The sequence below is a fragment of the Elusimicrobiota bacterium genome (assembly GCA_026388095.1).
Lineage (GTDB): Bacteria > Elusimicrobiota > Elusimicrobia > UBA1565 > UBA9628 > UBA9628.
The window spans coordinates 12,448-30,240 of sequence record JAPLKL010000049.1 but is presented as its reverse complement, the minus strand read 5'-3'; the positions used below and the strand labels follow the sequence as shown (position 1 = coordinate 30,240).

Genomic DNA, 17,793 nt, shown 5'->3' with positions numbered 1-17,793 from the left:
AAGAAGGAGTCCTCATGGGCATCTGGATATTCCGCATCCTCGTGATCCTCAGCTGTCCGGCCCTGGTGTACTTTCAGATCTCTCCTACCCCCAAGGGCCTCACCGTCGGGACGGTGGTAGGGCTGGCCATTGTGATCTCGGAGTTCCTCATCGCGGAGATCAGCCTGGTGACCGTCATTTCCGGCATCCTGGGCGCTGCCTGCGGCATCATCGTGGCCAAGATCGTGGACTACACGGTGTTCCAGATGGGCAACGAGAACCTCTACCACATCTGGGGCAACTATTCGGCCTTGCGCTACTTCGCCCTGGGGGCTTTGGGCATGATCATCGCCATCCGCAAGATGCCCGAGCTCGACGACCTGGATAAGGACCTGCGCAAGCTCGGCAAACGCCGGGGCGCGGACATGAAGGTGCTCGACACCAGCGCCATCATCGACGGCCGCGTGGTGGATGTCTGCGAGACGCGCTTCCTGTCGGGCTCCCTGATCGTGCCCCGCTTCGTCCTGGCCGAGATGCACCACCTGGCCGACTCGCCAGACGCCTTGAAGCGCGCCCGCGGCCGCCGCGGCCTCGACATCCTGGCCCGTCTGCAGGAGAACCCCGAGGTCCCGGTGCGCATACTCGACAAGGACGTCCCGGAGATCGCGGACGTGGACGGCAAGGTCGTGCGCCTGGCCAAGGACATGGGCGCCAAGGTCGTGACCACGGACTTCAACCTCAACAAGATCGCCACGCTGGAAGGGGTGGTCTGCCTCAACGTCAACGACTTGGGCACGGCCCTCAAGCCCGTGGTGCTGCCGGGAGAGTCCATGCCCCTTTTCGTCATGAAGGAAGGCAAGGAACGCGACCAGGGCATCGGCTATCTCGACGACGGGACCATGGTGGTGGTGGAGGACGGCCGCCGCTTCATCGGCAAGCGCGTCGACGTCGCGGTGTCCTCGATCCTGCAGAACCCCGCGGGCCGCATGGTCTTCGGCAAGGCCAAGGGCGAGAAGTAAAGGCCTGGCCGTGAAAGTCGAGGCGATCATCGTCGCGGGCGGCTCGGGCTCCCGCATGGGCAAGCCCAAGCAGTTCCTGCCTCTGGCCGGGAGGACCGTGGTGGAGTGGTCTCTGCAGGCTTTCCTTTCCCTGCCGGAGGTCGAGCGGGTCATCCTGGTGACGGCCGCGGAGAACATCCGGGAGCACGGTCCTCGCCTGGCGGGCCCGCGCGTCAAGCTCGTGGAGAGCGGGCCGACGCGCATGAACTCGGTGCGCAACGGCTTCCAGTCGGTGTCCGAGGACGCGGAGGTCGTGGCCGTGCACGACGGCGCCCGTTCGCTGGTGACCCCGGAGATCATCCGAGCCGTGGTGGAGGAGGCGACCGATTCGGGCGCGGCCGTGCCCGCGGTGCAGGTCAAGGACACGTTGAAGAAGGTGACCAACAAGCAGATGTGGATCTCGGACACCCCGGCGCGCAGCGCCTACTGGGCCGCGCAGACCCCGCAGTGCTACCGTCGCGAGGTGCTGGAAGAGGCCTTGAACCGCTTTCCGGACGCCCGGACCGCCACCGATGAGAGCCAGCTGGTGGAGAAGTGCGGCCAGAAGGTGCGGGTCGTGCCCTCCAGCTACGAGAATTTCAAGATCACCACGCCGGAGGACCTGGTCATGGCAGAAGCATTATTGGAGCAGAGGCAGGGCGGCCGGCGGCGCATCGCCGTGGGCTTCGGCTTCGACATCCACCGGCTCGTGGAGGGCCGGGACCTGTGGCTGGCCGGGGTCAAGCTCGCGGGCAAGAAGGGGCTTTTGGGCCATTCGGACGCGGACGCGGTCCTGCACGCGGCCGCCGACGCCGTGTTGGGCAGCTTCGCGGGGGGTGAGATCGGCGCGCTGTTCCCGCCTGATGAGCCCAAATGGAAGGACATGGCCAGCAAGGACATCGTGGCCGAGGTCATCAAGCGCCTCAAGGATGCCGGCGGCAGCATCTCCAACCTCGATGTGACGATCGTGGCCGAGGAGCCCAAGATGAAGCCGCACTACAAGGCCTTCCGCGCCTCCGTGGCCGAGGTCTTCGGCGTTCCTGTCGAGCGGGTCAGCGTCAAGGCGAAGAGCCACGAGGGATTGGGCGAGATCGGCAGGGGCGAGGCCATCGCCTGCCACGCCGTGGCCTCGGTCCTGCTGCCCTGACGGTCAATCCTTCAGGAACTTGGCCGGGTTGATGGCCTTGCCGTTCCACCAGACCTCGTAGTGCACGTGGCTGCCTGTGGACCGGCCCGTGCTGCCCGTGGCCGCGATGACCTGACCCCGCTGGACCCGCTCTCCTTCCCTCACGAAGAACCGCGATGCATGCCCGTAGAGCGTGGCGTAGCCGAGGTCGTGCCGGAGCATGACCAGCCGCCCATAGCCGCCGCTCCAGCGTGCCCGCACCACCGTCCCGTCGGCGGTCGCCCGGATGGGAGTGCCCAGGGCATCGGCGATGTCGAGACCGGGGTGGAATTCCCGGCTCTCGACCTCGTCCTCCGGGCTCATGGGTGAGAAACGGTAGCCGAACTTCGAGGTGATGCGGCCGGGGATGGGCCAGCCGCGGGGCGTAGCCTGCAGGAGCCTGCTCCGCCACGCCAGATGGGCCGCGATCTCCTTGTAGCTGGCCACGCGCTCGCGGCTGAGCCGGCGCAGATCGGCGAGATCGCCGCGCAGTGGGTCCGCTGTCACGCGGGCAGGCTCCCTCAGGAGCTGTTGCAGCAGGGCCCGGTCGGCCGGGCCGGGGCCCCCTGAGCCGGACGAGACTGTCGCCGCGGCCGGGCGCGCCGCTTCCGAGTGCGGCGGCAGACGCAGCAGGGCCCGCACCTGCTGGTCGGCGGCGCGGCCCGCGTCGAGCTCGGCGCGAGAACGCGCCATCTCCGCGGCCAGGCTCGCCAGCCGCGCGCGCAGCGAAGTATTGTCGGCCTTGAGCATCCCGTAGTCGGCCAGCTGCGCGCCCAGGATGAGAACCAGCAAGGTGAGGCCGGCCCAGCCGGCCGCGGCCAGGACGATGAGACGCAAGCTCAGGCAGGCGCGCCAGGAGGGGAGGTCCGCGGCCGTCGGGATCGCCACCAAAGTGATGCGCCGGGTCCAGAACTCTTTCATGAGGAGCGCTCCTGCCGCGTCTTCACGGCTGGGGCATTAGGAGGATAGTGCCGGCGGTCCTGACATGCAATATCAGCCGTGTCTGGCGATGTCAGGCCGCGTCAGGGAGGCGGGATTACTTCTTCTTGTGTGGGCGCGTCACCGCGTGACCAGCGGGGCCGATGGCCTGCGTGGCCCGTGGGACGGACCGGAACATCTTGCTTGGCCTGGCCCAGGGGCCGAGATCGAATTGCATGCGCAGGCAGAATAGGCCCAAGTACACCATCAGGTATCCAAGAATGGCGAGCAACAGGGTGTGCAGGCACAATTTCCATGCCTGCTTATCCTTTTCGTACCGGCAAAAGGCGCCATGTAAATCCCATGCGATCAGGAGGGCTACGAGGGCCCATGCGGTCCAGATTTTTAGGTACATCAGGGTATCGCGTTGGCGGACTGTAGAGGCAAAACCATGCTATCAAGCTTTATGGAGCCGCGTCAACCAATATTCCTGAGCAAGCGTGGGATGTCCGAAGTCGGGTGGTCAAAAGAAAACAAAAGCTAGGCGGAGGGGCAGAAGCGGGGCTATTTCTCCTGCCCAGCCTTCACAACTCGGAGAGGCACAGCTCGAAGCGTTGAACCACGAGCTTGTTGACCTCGTTGAGCAAGCTTCCCAGCATGCATCCGTCCGTTTCGCAGTTCGGCGCGGTGATCGAGCCGGAGTTGAATTTCATGGGACCGTCGATGGCTTCGAAGATGTCGAGCAGGCGGATCTGAGTCAGCGGCCGGTTCAGCACGTAGCCTCCCTTCGGTCCACGCAAGGCCTTCACGATGCCCGCCTTGTGCAGTCTCTGCAGTATTTTGGACAGGTGCGCCTCGGAGACTTTCATCACCTCGGCAGCGCTGTGAGTCGTGACTGGGGCGCCCTGCCCCTTCCCGAGATGCAGGGCCGCGTGCAGCGCTATCGTGGAGCCTTCCGACAAGTTCAGAACTCCGACCATAAGCACCCCCCGAGGGCCCGTTGCCACTCTGCTCATAGTCTATACAGAAGACATCAAAGGAATATCAAATACCGCTTTGGTGGGAATGCTTCCAGTGCCCCGGGATCGTTCACTTCCCGCCGCTCGCTTCTGCGAACTCCTGCTTGGTGCATAACGGGCGGGCGACATTCGCAAGCGTCTCCGGCTCCATCCGCCCGTTCTTCACCAGCTGGAGGCCAGCCTGACGGGCGGAAGTGAAGATGTCTGCCACAGGCATCTTTGCATCCATCATGAACTTCATCGCCGCGGCATGGGGTCTGAGCAAGGCTCCTGCAAACTCGCAGCCTTTCTCTTTCCGGATGTTCTTGCACAGATCCCTCATGTAGAAGACGAGCGCATCAAACCGTTCGAGCGCCCAATCACCGCAACTAGAGACCAGCACGAGCTTCTCCGGCTTCTCGTCCGCACAGCCCGGACCGTGGCAGGCCACGGTCCGGTCGAGCAGGACTTTCAAGGTGCCGGTCATGCCGCATTCATAAAGCGGGGTGGCGAGCACCCAGACGTCGGCGCCCATCAGCTTCGTATAGAGCTGCTCCATGTCGTCTTTCTGGGGGCAACGGCCCGGGGTCTTGTTCCAGCAGCTGAAGCATCCCGTGCAGGGCTTGATGCCCAGCTTGCGGACATAGACCAAGTCGACCTGGGCTCCCGCTCCGCGGACGCCGTCGAGGAAAGGGCCCAACAGAAGGGCCGTGTTCCCTTTCTCCATCCTGGGGCTTGAATTGAGGGCGAGGACCTTCATGGAGATTGTCGGCTGCTCGTTGAGGAGGCCTGGATAGCTCTTAAGGCTTCGGGATGGATCGGCCGCCCTCCTTGCGCAGCCATTCCCAGAAGTCCGGGTTCTGCCGGTAATAGTACGGCAGCATGGCGGGCGTCACGAGTGTCTGTATGGCCTCGACATATCCGGAGAGGAGCTTGCGCTCCTGCGGGCCCACCGGAGCGCCCTTGAAATAGAGGGCGGCCGCCGGGTCCAGGGATTCGAACAGACGGGCCTCGGCCCGGGCGAGCTTGGTCATGGAAAGCCCCGGCGGCATGCAGCGGCCGAGGGGCTCCACCGTGGTCGTGTCCAGGCTGACGCAGCGGTCCGCGGCCGGCTCATCCAAGACAAATTCCCCGGCGAAGACCGGGCTCGCCATGGTGCACGTGGAGGGGGAGAACTTGACCGGAAAATACAGGACCTGGAAATGCCCCTGCTTGCCGTCGAGCATCGGGACGGGGTAGGTCTCGCCGAACTCGATGGGCACCGACTTCAAGCAGTCGACGCATTGGCGGACTTCCTTGGCGCGCTGATGCAGGCGGTTGGCGGCGAGCCGCCCCGCCCAGTAGTCGCTGCCCTTGCAGGCGGCCAGGCAGGCAGCCAGAGCCAACAGCCCGGCGCGTTTACTTGCCATGGGCCGGGGTGAAGCTGATGAGACCGTGCGTCCAGGCCTTGTTGAAATCCGCCGCGGTGACAAAGCGCGCGCCCTCTCCGGTGCCCGTGTCGTTGAAGTAGTAGCCCACGACCTTGCCGGTCTTATCCACTTCCGCGCCGGTCACGTAGACGGCGTGGCCCACTGCGTGCTGGGGATCCTGCCAGAACAGGGCGGCGTTCACGGTGACGATGGCGTCGCCGTTCTGGAGCACGGCCCGGTCGAGGTCCTGCTGGGTGGCTTTCAGCTTGAGGGCGTGGGGGACATTGTAAGCCGTCAGCATCCGGTCCAGGTTCGCGAACGAAGTGCCGCCGTAGAGCCCGCCGCTCTTGTCCCGGATCTCCACGAAGGCCCCGTCCTGCTGGGCCTGCTGGACGAAGGCGCGGATGGCCTTATCGTCCTTGGCGGGCGGGATCTTGCCGCGGACCTGCAGGGCCTGGAACTGGGCGCCCAGGGCGCAGCTTCCGCCCTCTTGGTGGAAGACCAGGTTCGACTTGCCCACCGGGTCGCCGACGGTGCGCGTCTGGCCTGTGTAGTGCCACCACGCGAGCGACGCTTCGTCGGCCACGCGCTGCATGCCCTCCTTGTAGCCGCGGTTGAAGTTGCCGTACTTGGCCTGCGCCTGAGCGGTCTGGGGCAGCGGAGCCGGAGGCGCCAGCTTGGGAGAATAAGGGCCCAGCCTGGCCGACGGCGCCACGGCCTTGCTCGGATCCGACTTGCCCGGCTGGCCAGCGGCGCCGGGAGCCCCCGGCCCCTTGGACCCGCCGTCGAACAGCTTGGCCAGCCATTCTTGGGGGGTGGAGCTCACCGCTTTCAAGGTCTCCACGACCTTGATCTTGGTCGCCAGGCCGGCGGCGGCGTCGCCGATCATCTGAGACTGCAGCGGCTGAATCATCTGATTGAGAAGTTCGGCACGCTTGCGGATCGGGTCGATATAGGGGGACCAACTCTTGGGCAGGCCTCCGCCCCGGTTGTCGAGATAGGAGTCCCCCACCATTTGTTCCCACTGGAACGGCTTGAAAGACGCGATGGTCACGTCGATCAAAGTCTTTCGGGACCCCATCAGCTTCTCCAGACGGGCCTTCGGGGAGAGGCTGGGGGAGAGCTTCGCGGGGTCGGTCTCCTTGAGGAGCTTCTCCACCACCGCCTTATGCAGGTGATAAGCGGCGGCGCTGTGGCTGCCCACATCGATCAAGAAGGCTTGCTGAGCCGTCAGGGCATAGTTGTTGAAATCCTGCGTGGAATTCTTCCCGAACGTCGCGTGGATGAAATCGCATTCCGGGCTGCTGATCTTGGTCTCGTACAGGGACTTGGCGACGTCGTTGTATTTGAAGGTGCAGGGGAAGGTCCAGACGAGCTTGCGCTCCGCCGCGCCTGATAGGGAGGGGAGGACTCCACAGGCAAACAATAGGAGGGCGACGATGAAGTTCTCTCGGGTCACGGGGGTAGAGACCTCCAACCTATTAGGAGTATAAGGTGGGCCTCCGAAGTTGTCAAGGCCCGGCGGTCCGAGCGGCCGTATTGTCCATCGGCTGGAACTCGAAGGGCCGCCCCTCATAGTAGGCCCGCATGCGCTTGAAGAAGTAGCCGTGGGGAAATCCCGTCCAGCCCCCGGGCTGCCAGGGCAACTCGGCCTGGGCATCACGGACCTTGAGGAAACGGTCGAAGGCCACGCGCTCTTCCGGTTCGATCGGTTCTCCTGGATGACGCCACGAGAAGAGGTATGCCTCCGGCCCGATCGCCTGCACCCGCAGGTGGCGCTCGATGTTGCCGCGGGAGAAGAGGGACATGAAGCCGAAGTGGATGATCGGGCGTCCGTCGATCGCGACGAGGAAGTACTCGACGCCGTGCTGCTCAAGCAGGCGCCGCGACTCCTCCGGCGATCCGTAGAGGATCGGACCGAAGTCGCGGATGAGGTGGCTCATCACCGAGGGCTCGAAGCGGCTTTCTGGCAGCGCGTAGCAGCCGAACAGGTAGTTCAACGTCAGGATGCGCCCGTGCGGCGGCAACTTCGTCTGGATCCAGCGGCATGCGGCGGCCTCCGGAAAGCCGTCGGCGAGCGCGTCGGCATGGGAGTGGCGGCCGAGGAAGAAGTCGATCGGCCAAGCGCGGACCACGCCGGCGAAGGCGTCGACCGCGGCCGCCGCCAAGGCGAGGAGGACGGTCAGCGAGACCACTCCGCGGACGCGCGCGAGACGACCGCGGAGCGCACCGAGGACGAAGCTCACCCCTGCCACATAGAGGATGTAGCGAGTCGGGACCAGGAACATGGCATAGCGGTGCGCCGACGGCAGACGCGGGGCCAAGAGAAAACCCAGGTTCGCCAGCAGCGCGAGCAGAGCGATCGGCGCCAGCGGCACCAACAGGCGGAGCTCCTCGCGGCGACGAGCGACGAGGCAGAGGAGCCCGAACAGGGCCACAGCAACGAGCACTGGGCGCAATCCCCCGAGCCTGGCCATCTGAGGATCCTCCATCGGTCCCGGGTCCAGGATAGTCTTCGCGGTCAGGTTGCTCGGGACCAGGTAGTTGTCGTTGTCGAGGGTGAGCTGGTACTCGATCGCCAGCGGATCGATCCATCGCCGCAGCCGCGTCTCGTCGCGCAGGCGGAACATCGTGGCGGCCGGGGTGAATTCCGGCAGGCCGGTCGTCGCGTAGTTGAAGCCGATGACGGCCGCAAAGGAGAGGCTGGCGGCGACCAAGAGCCGCCCGAGGTGGGTCGCGGCCGCCCGTCGCCTCAAGAGGATGGCCGCCGCAGCGCCGAAGAGAAGCAGCGGCAGGAGGAAGGCGAAGGCCGGCGGACTCATCACCAGCGTGGCGATCGTGCAGAGCAGGTCTCCGCGCTGGACCCCCGGTTCGGACGACCCGGCGAGCCGCCGGCCGATGCGGGTGGCGAGGTAGAAGATGAGCACACCGCTGGTCACGTGGGGCTTGTCGAACGCCTCGACGTAGAGCGGTGCCGCCAGGTAAAGGGCCGCCGCGACCGCACCGGCGAGCGCCCCGTCGATGCCGAGCGGATCGGCGACCCGCCGGACGGTGGTGGCGACGAGCAGGGCCGCGAGGACCGCGAAGCAGAAGGAGACGACCGCCGCCACCCGCAGCCCCCCGAGCAGCGCGAGGAAGAAGAGCAGGCCGTAGCCCTTCGAGTAGAAGAAGTGCATGAAGAAGTGGTTTTTCGCCAGCGAGTGCTGCGCGAGCACCGACTCGAGGTACGGCAGGTAGTGGACAACCGAGTCGCCGTCCCGTCGCACCGGCAGGTCGGTCGCCTTCGTGATCAGCAGGAAGAGCGCCTCGACGATGACGAGCCAGACCACCACGCGCACCGGCCAGCGGGTGCGGGGTGGCGCCGCGCCCGAGCCCGGTCCGGGCCCGGCAGGGGCGGCCGGAGGATCCGTGGTCACGAACCGCTCAAGAGACCGCCGCAGGGTGAGAAAGACCAGCGCCGCGGCCCCCGCGATCACCGGCAGCCGATAGTAGCCGCCCGCCAGGCCAAGGGCGAAGGAGCCGAGGCTGAGGACGGCCGCACCGGCGAAGGATCGGTCGAGGATGCGATCGAGCGTCCCCCACTCGGCCTCTACCCCCTTTTCTCTCCCTGGCACGGGGGCCTGCGCGATCGGCTGATGGGCCAGGACGAGATCCCCCGCCCCATAGAGCAGCAGCGCGAAGAAGCCGGCCAAGCCGGCTCGCAGCAGATGGTAGGTGAAGAGGGGCCCGCCGGCGGTATCGAAGCCGCGCCCCCACGGCTCGAACGCGTGCATGAGCAGGCAAATACTGACGAAACCGGCCGTCCCGAGACCGGGCACGAGCCAGCGGGCGAAGGAGGATTTGATCTTGATCAGGTTGATGTTATGAAAGCGCCGCGCCTTGCATTATACTATCATGTCGTCCGATGACGAACATGGCAGTCTTCCTGCAGAGCCGGGAGCTCATCGCGCTGGCGATCCATATCGAAGAGAGCGGCCGGCAGGCTTATGAGTATTTCGAGAGCCGCGCTGTCGACGAGAAGCTCAGGAGCCTGTGGGCCCTCCTCAAAGGCGAAGAGTCGGCGCACTCCCGCTGCTTCGAGGACATGCTGCGGGCTCTGCCGAGCGCCGCGCAGACCGCCTCCGGAGCTCCAGAGGGGTTCGCGCGCGCCGTGGCCTCCTCCTACGTGTTTACCGAGCGCCGCTTGGCCAAGGTCCTGCTGGAAGACGTGAGCACCGACCTTGACGCCCTGGCCTACGGGGTCTACATCGAAAAAGAATCCATCTTCACGTACATCACCCTCAAGGACCACCTTCCGCCCGGGGACCTCCCGATCGTGGACCGGATCATTGAGGAGGAGAAGCGGCATCTCGTGAAGCTCGCCGCACTCATCGAGTCGATCCGAAGCCTTGAGGATGGCGCCTAGAAAAGCCAAATCCCCTTGTCGGGGATTTGGCTTGTTCGGCGGCGGCGCCGCCGGCTGTCTTCTTTTGGACCCCCGGAGGGCGTCCACGTAATGACTATAGCCCCGCGAACCCTTTTCGTCAAGACCCACGTCCCCGATTATAAGTCAAGGATGATGCGCGCCTTCATCCCGGACCGGCCGCTCTCCACCTCGAGACCGTGATAAGTGACAGCCTTGATCTCGCGTGCCAGTGAGATGTCGTTGCCCCGGTTGCCTTTGATCACCACGCGCAGGTCCTGCGGGCCGGCCTTGAGAACCTCGATCTTGGCAGGGACCAGCTTCTCGGTCCCGATGAGGAAGATCAGCTCCGTGAGCCAAGAGACGACAATGTCTTCCGGAGTCTCCGCCGCGAAGGAGCGATCGACTTCCGCCGTCCCGTGCTTGCCCGGCCGCAGCCCGTAGATCGCCAAGAGCCCCTCTGCCGCGCAGCGGTAGAAAGACGCCCAGTCCGGAGCCGTCACCTCCAGCCCCATTTCGGAGGTGTGCGGCAGGATGCGGAAGCCCGCTCTCAACCCTTCACCACTCCCAGAGGCCGCATCCGCGCCACTTTGCGCGAGATCCCGGCCCCGTGGCAGGCCTCCACCACCTCGGAGACATCCTTATAGGCGAAAGGCGCCTCCTCGGCCAGGCCCCGCAGAGAATCCGTGCGCACCTCGATGCCCAGACCCTTGAGCTGGCTCATCAGCTCCCGCCCCTGGATCTGCTTCAGGGCCTGGGTCCGGCTCATCATCCGGCCCGCGCCGTGCGCGGTGGTCCCCCAGGTCTCCTTCATGGCCGTCTCCGTGCCCACCAGGACATAGGAGGCCGTGCCCATGGAGCCCGGCACCAGGACCGGCTGGCCCACGGCGCGGTAAGCCTCCGGCACCTCGGGCCGGCCCGCCGGGAAAGCCCGCGTCGCGCCCTTGCGGTGCACGCAGAGCCGGGTCAGCTTCCCTGCGACCTCGTGCTCCTCCACCTTGCAGAGGTTATGGGCCACATCGTAGACCACGCGCAGCCCCAGGTCCCGGCCCACAGTCCGCAGCAGAGCCTGCCGCGTCAGATGCGTGATGGCCTGCCGGTTGGCCCGCGCGAAGTTCGCGCCCGCGCACATGGCTCCGAAGTAGGCCCGCCCCTCCGGCGAAGCGAAAGGCGCGCAGCAGAGCTGGCGGTCGGGCAAGGATATGTTGTACTTGCGCACCGCGGACTGCATGGAGCGCAAGGAGTCGTCGCAGATCTGGTAGCCGCAGCCGCGCGAGCCCGTGTGGATGAGCACCGTCAGTTGGCCCGGGAACAGCCCGAACACCGCGGCCGTGCCCGGCTCATAGACATCCGTGACCTCCTGCAGCTCCAGGAAATGGTTCCCGCTGCCCAAGGTCCCCAGCTGGTTCTGGCCGCGCTCGACCGCGCGCGGGCTGGGCCGCTCCGGGTCAGCCTCGGCCAAGGCCCCGCCGTCCTCCACGTTCTCCAAGTCCGAGCGCTCGCCGTACCCTTTCTCGACCGCCCAGCGCGCGCCCTTGGCGAAGACCTTGCGCAGCTCTTCTTTCCCCAGGCGCAGAGGACCCTCAGAGCCCACCCCGGAAGGCACGGCCCGGAACAGCGCGTCCATGAGCTTGGGGATGACCGCCTTGACCTCCACGGCCCTAAGGTCCGTGCGCAGCAGGCGCACCCCGCAGGAGATGTCGTAGCCCACGGCCCCGGGGCTGATGACGCCATCGGCAGCCGAGGTCGCGGCCACGCCTCCGACCGGCATGCCGTAGCCCCAGTGCGCGTCGGGCATGGCCATGGAATAGCGCACGATCCCCGGCAAGGTCGCCACGTTGGCCACCTGCTCCGCGACCTTCTCCGCTTCGAACTTGGGGAGCATCCTCTCCGTGGCGTAGACCAGGCCGGGCACGCGCATGGCCCCCGTGCGCGGCAGTTCCCAGCGGAAGTCGTCCAGCTTTCGGAACCTGGTCATCAGAGCAGATGCTTGAGCAGGCTCAGCGCGCCCGGGGACACGGCGGAGCGATGGAAGCTGGAGCCGGAGGTCGAGAGGACCCGTTCGCGGTTCGCCGCGTACCAGTTGTAGCTCTCCATGAGCATCTCAAAATTGGAGTAGCGCGGCTTCCAGCCCAACTCGTGCACGGCCTTGCTGATGTCGAAGAACAGCTCCTCGCCGTACATCACATGGTAGGGGCCCAAGGGCGAGAGCCCGAGCGCGGAGCACAGGCGCATCAGGGCCACGGCCGGAGCCTTGGGCACGCTCCTGACCTGGGAATCGGTCCGGGCGTGGCGGCAGAGCTCCTCAAGAGCCTCGCGCATGGTGCCGAAGCGTTCCGCGCCGCAGTTGTAGGCTTCCGCGCCGGGCCGCGCCGCGGCGAGCAGGCAGGCTTGGGCGAGGTCCGCGGCATGTACGAACTGGAAGCGGTTGTCCCCGGAGCCCAGGACCGGGATGTTCACCCCCTGGCGCACCCATTCGAAGAGGATCTGGAAGATGCCGAGGCGGCCGGGGCCCAGGATGGTGCGGGGGCGGATGATGGTGACATCCAGGCCTTCGGCGGCGTGCTCCAAACAGAGCTGCTCCGCGGCCAGCTTGGCCCGGCCGTAGTCCTCCAGCGGCGCGGGCGCCGTGTCCTCGGTGACGGGATTGCTCAGCGGCCGGCCGTACACCGCGCTGGAGGATGTGTGCACCACCTTGCGCACTTTGGCCGCGGCTGCGGCGCGCAGGAGGTTCTCGGTGCCGTCTCGGTTGACCGACCAGAAGAGGGCCCGGTCCTTGGCCAAAGGCACCTGGGCCACGTTGTGGAAGACCCAGTCCATGCCCACGCAGGCGGCCGCTATAGCGTCCCGATCCCGGATGTCTGCGCGCCGGTATTCCGCTCCTTCGCGGTGAGGCTCGCCGTCGTCGAGGTCGAAGATCCGGACCTGGTGCCCGGATTTGAGGAGGTGCTCAGTCAGCAGGTCCCCGAAATATCCGCATCCTCCCGTGACCAAGGCTTTCATGACTGGTTGGCCGGCGGATAAATGATACAATTTTGCCGGATTCCGACGAGGACCTGTGACTAAGCCGAGCCCTGCGGACCTGCCGCTCTGCGTGGACCTCGACGGGACCCTCATCCGCAGCGACCTCCTGTTCGAATCGGCCGCAGCTTTGGTCAAGGCCCGGCCTTGGTTCCTGCTGGCCCTGCCTTTCTGGCTGGCGCGCGGCTTGGCCTTCCTCAAGCGCCGCATAGCCGAGTCCGCTTCCTTGGACGTCAGCGCCCTGCCTTTCCACGGCCCGCTCTTGGAGCGTTTGCGCGCGCAAAAGGCTTCCGGCCGGAGGCTCGTGCTGGCCACGGCCTCGGATATCCGGCTCGCCAGGCAGGTGGCGGACCGCGCCGGACTCTTCGATGAAGTCCTGGCCAGCCACGACGGGATCAATCTCATAGGCGAAGCCAAAGCCCGGGCCTTGGTGGAGCGCTTCGGGAAGGGCGGGTTCGACTACGCGGGCGACGACGCCAAGGACCTGCCGGTCTGGCGCGCGGCGCGCAAGGCCATCCTCGTCGACGTTCCGGAGAGCTTGGCCGCCGAGGTCGCGGCCTTGGTCCCGGCCGAGCGCATCTCCGCGGGCGGCTCCAGCCGCCTGCGCGAGGCCTGGCGCGCGCTGCGGCCCTACCAGTGGGGCAAGAACCTCATCATCTTCATTCCCATCGTCACCTCTCACCGCTGGTCGGACCTGGCGATCCTTGGGCAGGCCTTTCTGGCGGCCGTCTCTTTCAGCCTCTGCGCCTCCAGCGTCTATCTGCTCAACGACCTGCTGGACCTCCAGGTCGACCGGTCCACGCCGGGCAAGAAGGACCGCCCCTTCGCGGCCGGGACCTTGCCTCTGTCCTGGGCGCTCCTGCTTCTGCCCCTGCTCGCGGCCGCGGCCGGCGTGGCGGCCTTCCTCCCCAAGGGCTTCGCGCTGGTCCTCGCCAGCTACTACGCGTTGACGCTCCTCTACTCCTGGAAGCTGCGCTCGGTGGTGGTTCTCGACGTCTTCTGTTTGGCCTTGCTCTATACGGCCCGGCTCTTCGCCGGCCATGCGGCCACGGGCATCCCCTTCTCGCCCTGGCTCTCCGGCTTCTCCATGTTCCTCTTCCTGAGCCTGGCCTTGATGAAGCGCTATGTGGAGTTCTCGGGCGCTGCGCTGTCGCCGGGACGGGGCTACGGGCCCTCGGACGCCCCTCTGCTGCGCGATCTGGGGGTGACGAGCGGCTGCGTCTCGGCTCTGATCTTTGCCTTCTATATCTACAGCGAGCAGGTGGCCAGGCTCTACACCAAGCCCGTGCTCCTGTGGCTCATCTGTCTCCTCATCCTCTTTGCCTTGGGCCGCATGTGGCATCTGGCGCGGCGGGGCAGGCTCGACGAGGACCCGGTGCGCTTCGTGCTCAAGGACGGCGTCAGTTGGCTCTGCGCGGGCCTGACGGCGCTGGTCCTCGCGGCGGCGAGCGCCCAGATGCCATGAACTGGTCCGGCCGCATCGTCTCGGCCGTGGTCGATTCGGTCTGCCGGGGACTGGCCCCCGGCGAGCCGGTGCTGGCTGCGCCCTACGACGACGTGGCCCGCTTCGTGGACGAACAGGTCGGCCGCATGCCCTCGCCCCAAGGCCTCGGGGTGCGTCTGCTGGCCAAGGCATTCGATCTGAGCGCCTTCCCGTCCTGCGGCGAGCTGTTCCACCGCTTGGGGCCGGAACTCCGCTCGGCCCGGCTGGCGGCCTGGCGGGCCAGCCCGTTGTCCTTCTGCCGCATGTTCGTGCGCTTGCACGAGAGCCTGGTCGTGTTCCGGCTCTATTCGCGCTTGGACCTGGAGCCATGAGCGAAAAGGCTCAAATAGCCGTTGTCGGCTCCGGCCCAGGCGGGGCCGTGACCGCCTGCGTGCTTGCCGAGTCGGGCAAAGAGGTGCTTTTGGTCGAGGAGGGGGCCGGCCTGGGGCAGGCTTCCTGCCGGCCTTTCTCCGTTGAGGAGATGGTGGAGAAGTACCGGCATGGGGGGGTCTCGGCCGCGCTGGGCTCCTGCCCGGTCGCCTACGTCGAAGGCCGGACCGTGGGGGGAGGCAGCGAGGTCAACAGCGCGCTTTACCATAGGGTGCCCGCCCAACGGCTGGAGGAGTGGTCTCTCCGCTTGGCTGTGGAGGGGATTGGGGAGAAGAATCTGGCCTCGCATTTCGAGGCCCTGGAAGCAGAATTGGGCCTGCTGGCGGACTCCACCAGCGGCCATCCTGTAGGCCGCAAGCTCGCGGCGGGCGCCCAGAGCCTGGGGCTGGAGTGCGTCCAAGCTCTGCGCATGGCTTACCCCGGTCCCGGCTGCCTGCACAGGCGCTCCATGTCCGAAACGTTTATACCGCGCGCGGTGAAGGCCGGCTGCCGGCTCCATGAGGGGACTCGGGTCGAGCGCCTGGAGCGCCGAGGCGGGCGCTGGGTCTTGAAGGCTCGGACTTCGGGCCCCGTCTTCGAGATCGAGGCGGAGACGGTGTTCCTGGCCTGCGGCGCCATCCAGACCCCGGCCCTGCTGCGCCGCAGCGGCCTGGCCCCGCGCGCCGGCGCGTCTTTGTCCCTGCATCCCATGGCCAAGCTGGTCGCTCAGTTCCCTGATGAGGTCAACGGCCCGGACCTGGGCGTGGCCGCACAGCAGGTCAAGCTTCCGCACGGGAGGTTCTCCTTCGGCTGCTCGATCGGCTCCCCGGCGAACCTGGCCTTGAACCTGCTGGACTATCCGGAGCCTTTGTCGCGCCTGGCCAAGGACTGGCGGCGCATGGCTTCTTTCTATGTCATGGTGCCGGGTTCGGGACGCGGCGAGGTCAGGGGCTTGCCGGGCTTCCCCGATCCTCTGGTGCGTTACGAGGTCTCACCCGAGGATCTGCGCGACCTGGATGAGGGGCTTCAGAAGCTTGGGGGATTGCTCATGGCCGCCGGCGCCGAGAGGGTCTTCGCGGCTCCGGTGACGCAGAGCGACGCGCGCCTGGTGACTTTGCATCTGATGGGCTCCTGTCCCATGGGGGAGCACCGCGGGCTGTGTGTGGCGGATTCCTTCGGCAAGGCGCACGGCTGCGCGGGCCTCTACCTTGCGGACGCGAGCCTGTTCTGCGGGCCGCTGGGCGTCAACCCGCAGGGCACGGTGATGGCGCTGGCCCGGCGCAACGCGCTGGCCTTCCTCAAAGCGGCCTAGGCCCGGGGCAAGGACTGCGGCGTCAGACGTGGTCAGTTCCCGGACGGAGGCTCAGTACGTCGCCCAGATGGTGCCCTTGGAGTCCTTGTGCGTGCAGTTCACCAGCACCGTCCCCTGGTTCTGGTCGCCGGCCGTGTTGTTGTAGCTCCAGCCCCCGGCATCGCTGGCAGCCAACCCGTAGTGGACCGCCGTGCTGTTCCCATGGTACTTCGGGACCTCGACCTCCGGCAGTGCCGGCAGGTACTTGGCGTTGACCGTCAGCGCGCCCAGCAGCCCCGGGTACTGTCCCTCCATGTCGGCGTAGTAGATGAGCAGCGCGGAGCGGATCATGCCCAGGCTGCCCTTGGACGCGCCTTCATGGGCCTTGCTGAGCAGCGAGCCGAACTTCGGCGCGGCGACCGCCGACAAGGTGCCGATGATCGCGACCACGATCATGAGCTCGACGAGCGTGAAGCCTGAAGCGCCCTGCCTTTTCATAATAGAGATCCTTCGCTATAGTGTGCTGCATGGACCGTCCCGCAGCAATGAACCTAGGGTCAGGATAAGTCAGATGATGTCTGCCGGGCTGAGTGGACCGAAAAGGGGTTATTTCTACGACTTTACCGATAGATTCGCGGCAGATGCGGGCTGGCCGCTGTGCGGCGCACGGGCAAAGACACGACGTCGCCGACCGCGGCGCGCGGAGCGGCCGTCACGTCCACCAGGACATGGGAGATGCCGCAGCGGCCGATGAAAGGCGCCTTGGCCTTGCCGACCATCCCCCAATACTGGAAGCCGGAGCCGAAGCTGATGAGGCGTTCGGCCGGCTCCATGGTCAGGCCGTCGGCATAGCCCGCGGGCAAGGTCGCCACGCGCATGGTGCGCGCGGCCACGTACTCGCTGGCGTAGCCGATGGAGCGGCCCTTGACCACGCGGCGCAGGGCGATGATGCGGGCGCAGAAGCGCCAGGGGCTCTGGATCGGGGCGAGCTTGGCCGCCGACGGGTTGATGCCGTAGAGCAGGTTGCCGATGCGCGCCATGTCCATCTTCCAGTGCGGGAAGTCCACGAGGACCGAGCTGTTGGCGGCGTGGCAGACCAGGCCGGGATGCTCGCGCTTGAGGCGCTGGGCCAGGCGCCAGAAAGCGCGCAGCTTGTCCTCGGCCTCCACCGCGTTCTTGCCCGGCACGTAGTCGATGTGGGTGGAGACGCCGGCCAGGCGCAACCGCCGGCGGCGCAGGCCTTTGAGGAAGGCGGGGAGGTCCTTGGGCAGGATGCCCCAGCGGCCCAGGCCGAAGTCGAGGTCCACGTGCACGGCCAGACCCCGCGAGCCGGCGGCCGAGCCAAGGGCTGCGGCCTGTCTGAGGTCGTCCACGGTGGGGATCACCTTGAGACGAAGCGCCTCGCCGGCGGCCTCGGGCAGGATGGGGGAGAGCAGGTGGATGGGGGCCTTGATCCCGCCCCGGCGCAGGCCGCGGGCCTCGTCCACGTTGAGGACGCCGAGGCAGGAGGCCCCGGCGGAGACCGCGGCGCGGGCCACGGGCACGGCGCCGTGCCCGTAGGCGTCGGCCTTGACCACGGCCATGAGGCGGGACTTCCCGTCGAGGCGCGAGAGCACCCAGCGTGCGTTGGCGCGCACCGCGCTTAGGTCTATCTCCACCCATTTCAGCATGCGGGGATTATAGCTGATTCAGGGCCAGGTCTCCGCTCCTCTTGCAAGAGG

The 17,793-nt window shown here is 66.7% G+C and carries 16 protein-coding genes and 1 pseudogene; 6 read left to right on the top strand and 11 right to left on the bottom strand.

Features of this window, described 5'->3' with window-relative positions; translation table 11 throughout:
- Nucleotides 1–14 precede the first annotated feature (14 nt).
- Together NTY77_12880 and ispD are read left to right on the top strand one after the other, a co-directional pair.
- Complete coding sequence (locus tag NTY77_12880; GenBank protein ID MCX5796379.1) at nt 15–998, top strand: TRAM domain-containing protein; 984 nt, start codon at nt 15–17, stop codon at nt 996–998.
- A gap of 10 nt (nt 999–1,008) precedes the next feature.
- Nucleotides 1,009–2,163 (top strand): 2-C-methyl-D-erythritol 4-phosphate cytidylyltransferase, encoded by a 1,155-nt coding sequence (gene ispD / locus NTY77_12875; GenBank protein ID MCX5796378.1) that lies wholly within the window; start codon nt 1,009–1,011, stop codon nt 2,161–2,163.
- A gap of 3 nt (nt 2,164–2,166) precedes the next feature.
- Here ispD and NTY77_12870 read toward each other — a convergent pair whose 3' ends face one another.
- From NTY77_12870 to NTY77_12845, 6 genes are all read right to left on the bottom strand, one after another.
- Nucleotides 2,167–3,102: a M23 family metallopeptidase gene (locus NTY77_12870; protein MCX5796377.1), complete on the bottom strand. Its 936-nt coding sequence runs from the start codon at nt 3,100–3,102 to the stop codon at nt 2,167–2,169.
- A 581-nt stretch (nt 3,103–3,683) separates the two neighbouring features.
- Nucleotides 3,684–4,079 carry an Rrf2 family transcriptional regulator gene (locus tag NTY77_12865; GenBank protein MCX5796376.1) on the bottom strand — a complete coding sequence of 132 codons (396 nt, stop codon included), beginning with the start codon at nt 4,077–4,079 and terminating at the stop codon, nt 3,684–3,686.
- A 109-nt stretch (nt 4,080–4,188) separates the two neighbouring features.
- A complete protein-coding gene (locus NTY77_12860; protein ID MCX5796375.1) occupies nt 4,189–4,857 on the bottom strand; it encodes a flavodoxin family protein in 669 nt (222 codons plus the stop codon).
- A 40-nt stretch (nt 4,858–4,897) separates the two neighbouring features.
- Nucleotides 4,898–5,506, bottom strand: coding sequence for a hypothetical protein (locus NTY77_12855; GenBank protein MCX5796374.1), 609 nt, complete (start codon nt 5,504–5,506; stop codon nt 4,898–4,900).
- The gene (locus NTY77_12850) at nt 5,496–6,965 is read right to left on the bottom strand and encodes a hypothetical protein (protein ID MCX5796373.1); all 1,470 of its coding nucleotides are present in this window, start codon (nt 6,963–6,965) and stop codon (nt 5,496–5,498) included. The genes NTY77_12855 and NTY77_12850 overlap by 11 nt, the downstream gene beginning before the upstream one ends.
- A gap of 52 nt (nt 6,966–7,017) precedes the next feature.
- Nucleotides 7,018–9,279, bottom strand: a complete 2,262-nt coding sequence (locus NTY77_12845; protein ID MCX5796372.1) for a hypothetical protein — start codon at nt 9,277–9,279, stop codon at nt 7,018–7,020.
- 131 nt (nt 9,280–9,410) lie between these two features.
- Here NTY77_12845 and NTY77_12840 point away from each other — a divergent pair, with 131 nt between their 5' ends.
- Nucleotides 9,411–9,911 carry a hypothetical protein gene (locus tag NTY77_12840; GenBank protein MCX5796371.1) on the top strand — a complete coding sequence of 167 codons (501 nt, stop codon included), beginning with the start codon at nt 9,411–9,413 and terminating at the stop codon, nt 9,909–9,911.
- Between the two features lie 137 nt (nt 9,912–10,048).
- On the opposite strand, the gene NTY77_12835 is transcribed toward NTY77_12840, so the two are convergent.
- Genes NTY77_12835 through NTY77_12825 form a run of 3 tightly spaced genes read right to left on the bottom strand, consistent with a single transcriptional unit; the run spans nt 10,049 to nt 12,911 of the window.
- A complete protein-coding gene (locus NTY77_12835) occupies nt 10,049–10,462 on the bottom strand; it encodes an archease (GenBank protein MCX5796370.1) in 414 nt (137 codons plus the stop codon).
- A complete protein-coding gene (locus NTY77_12830) occupies nt 10,459–11,886 on the bottom strand; it encodes an RtcB family protein (protein MCX5796369.1) in 1,428 nt (475 codons plus the stop codon). The genes NTY77_12835 and NTY77_12830 overlap by 4 nt, the downstream gene beginning before the upstream one ends.
- Nucleotides 11,886–12,911, bottom strand: a complete 1,026-nt coding sequence (locus NTY77_12825; GenBank protein ID MCX5796368.1) for an NAD-dependent epimerase/dehydratase family protein — start codon at nt 12,909–12,911, stop codon at nt 11,886–11,888. Before NTY77_12825 ends, NTY77_12830 begins: the two co-directional genes overlap by 1 nt.
- A 55-nt stretch (nt 12,912–12,966) precedes the next feature.
- On the opposite strand from NTY77_12825, the gene NTY77_12820 reads away from it, so the two are divergent.
- Genes NTY77_12820 through NTY77_12810 form a run of 3 tightly spaced genes read left to right on the top strand, consistent with a single transcriptional unit; the run spans nt 12,967 to nt 16,093 of the window.
- Nucleotides 12,967–14,394 carry a UbiA family prenyltransferase gene (locus NTY77_12820; GenBank protein ID MCX5796367.1) on the top strand — a complete coding sequence of 476 codons (1,428 nt, stop codon included), beginning with the start codon at nt 12,967–12,969 and terminating at the stop codon, nt 14,392–14,394.
- Nucleotides 14,391–14,744 (top strand): hypothetical protein, encoded by a 354-nt coding sequence (locus NTY77_12815; protein ID MCX5796366.1) that lies wholly within the window; start codon nt 14,391–14,393, stop codon nt 14,742–14,744. Before NTY77_12820 ends, NTY77_12815 begins: the two co-directional genes overlap by 4 nt.
- Nucleotides 14,741–16,093: a GMC family oxidoreductase gene (locus NTY77_12810; GenBank protein MCX5796365.1), complete on the top strand. Its 1,353-nt coding sequence runs from the start codon at nt 14,741–14,743 to the stop codon at nt 16,091–16,093. The genes NTY77_12815 and NTY77_12810 overlap by 4 nt, the downstream gene beginning before the upstream one ends.
- 381 nt (nt 16,094–16,474) lie before the next feature.
- On the opposite strand, the pseudogene NTY77_12805 reads toward NTY77_12810, so the two are convergent.
- Both NTY77_12805 and alr read right to left on the bottom strand, forming a co-directional pair.
- Nucleotides 16,475–16,570: pseudogene (locus NTY77_12805) on the bottom strand (prepilin-type N-terminal cleavage/methylation domain-containing protein).
- 122 nt (nt 16,571–16,692) lie between these two features.
- The gene (alr, locus tag NTY77_12800) at nt 16,693–17,742 is read right to left on the bottom strand and encodes an alanine racemase (GenBank protein ID MCX5796364.1); all 1,050 of its coding nucleotides are present in this window, start codon (nt 17,740–17,742) and stop codon (nt 16,693–16,695) included.
- Nucleotides 17,743–17,793: the final 51 nt, after the last annotated feature.

Bases quoted from the DNA above. Each gene is read 5' to 3' on its own strand.
- NTY77_12870 (MCX5796377.1), bottom strand. From the start codon at position 3,102: ATGAAAGAGTTCTGGACCCGGCGCATCACTTTGGTGGCGATCCCGACG.
- NTY77_12815 (MCX5796366.1), top strand. From the start codon at position 14,391: ATGAACTGGTCCGGCCGCATCGTCTCGGCCGTGGTCGATTCGGTCTGC.
- NTY77_12860 (MCX5796375.1), bottom strand. From the start codon at position 4,857: ATGAAGGTCCTCGCCCTCAATTCAAGCCCCAGGATGGAGAAAGGGAAC.
- alr (MCX5796364.1), bottom strand. From the start codon at position 17,742: ATGCTGAAATGGGTGGAGATAGACCTAAGCGCGGTGCGCGCCAACGCA.
- NTY77_12845 (MCX5796372.1), bottom strand. From the start codon at position 9,279: ATGCACGCGTTCGAGCCGTGGGGGCGCGGCTTCGATACCGCCGGCGGG.
- NTY77_12865 (MCX5796376.1), bottom strand. From the start codon at position 4,079: ATGGTCGGAGTTCTGAACTTGTCGGAAGGCTCCACGATAGCGCTGCAC.
- NTY77_12855 (MCX5796374.1), bottom strand. From the start codon at position 5,506: ATGGCAAGTAAACGCGCCGGGCTGTTGGCTCTGGCTGCCTGCCTGGCC.
- NTY77_12830 (MCX5796369.1), bottom strand. From the start codon at position 11,886: ATGACCAGGTTCCGAAAGCTGGACGACTTCCGCTGGGAACTGCCGCGC.
- NTY77_12810 (MCX5796365.1), top strand. From the start codon at position 14,741: ATGAGCGAAAAGGCTCAAATAGCCGTTGTCGGCTCCGGCCCAGGCGGG.
- NTY77_12880 (MCX5796379.1), top strand. From the start codon at position 15: ATGGGCATCTGGATATTCCGCATCCTCGTGATCCTCAGCTGTCCGGCC.
- NTY77_12840 (MCX5796371.1), top strand. From the start codon at position 9,411: ATGACGAACATGGCAGTCTTCCTGCAGAGCCGGGAGCTCATCGCGCTG.
- NTY77_12825 (MCX5796368.1), bottom strand. From the start codon at position 12,911: ATGAAAGCCTTGGTCACGGGAGGATGCGGATATTTCGGGGACCTGCTG.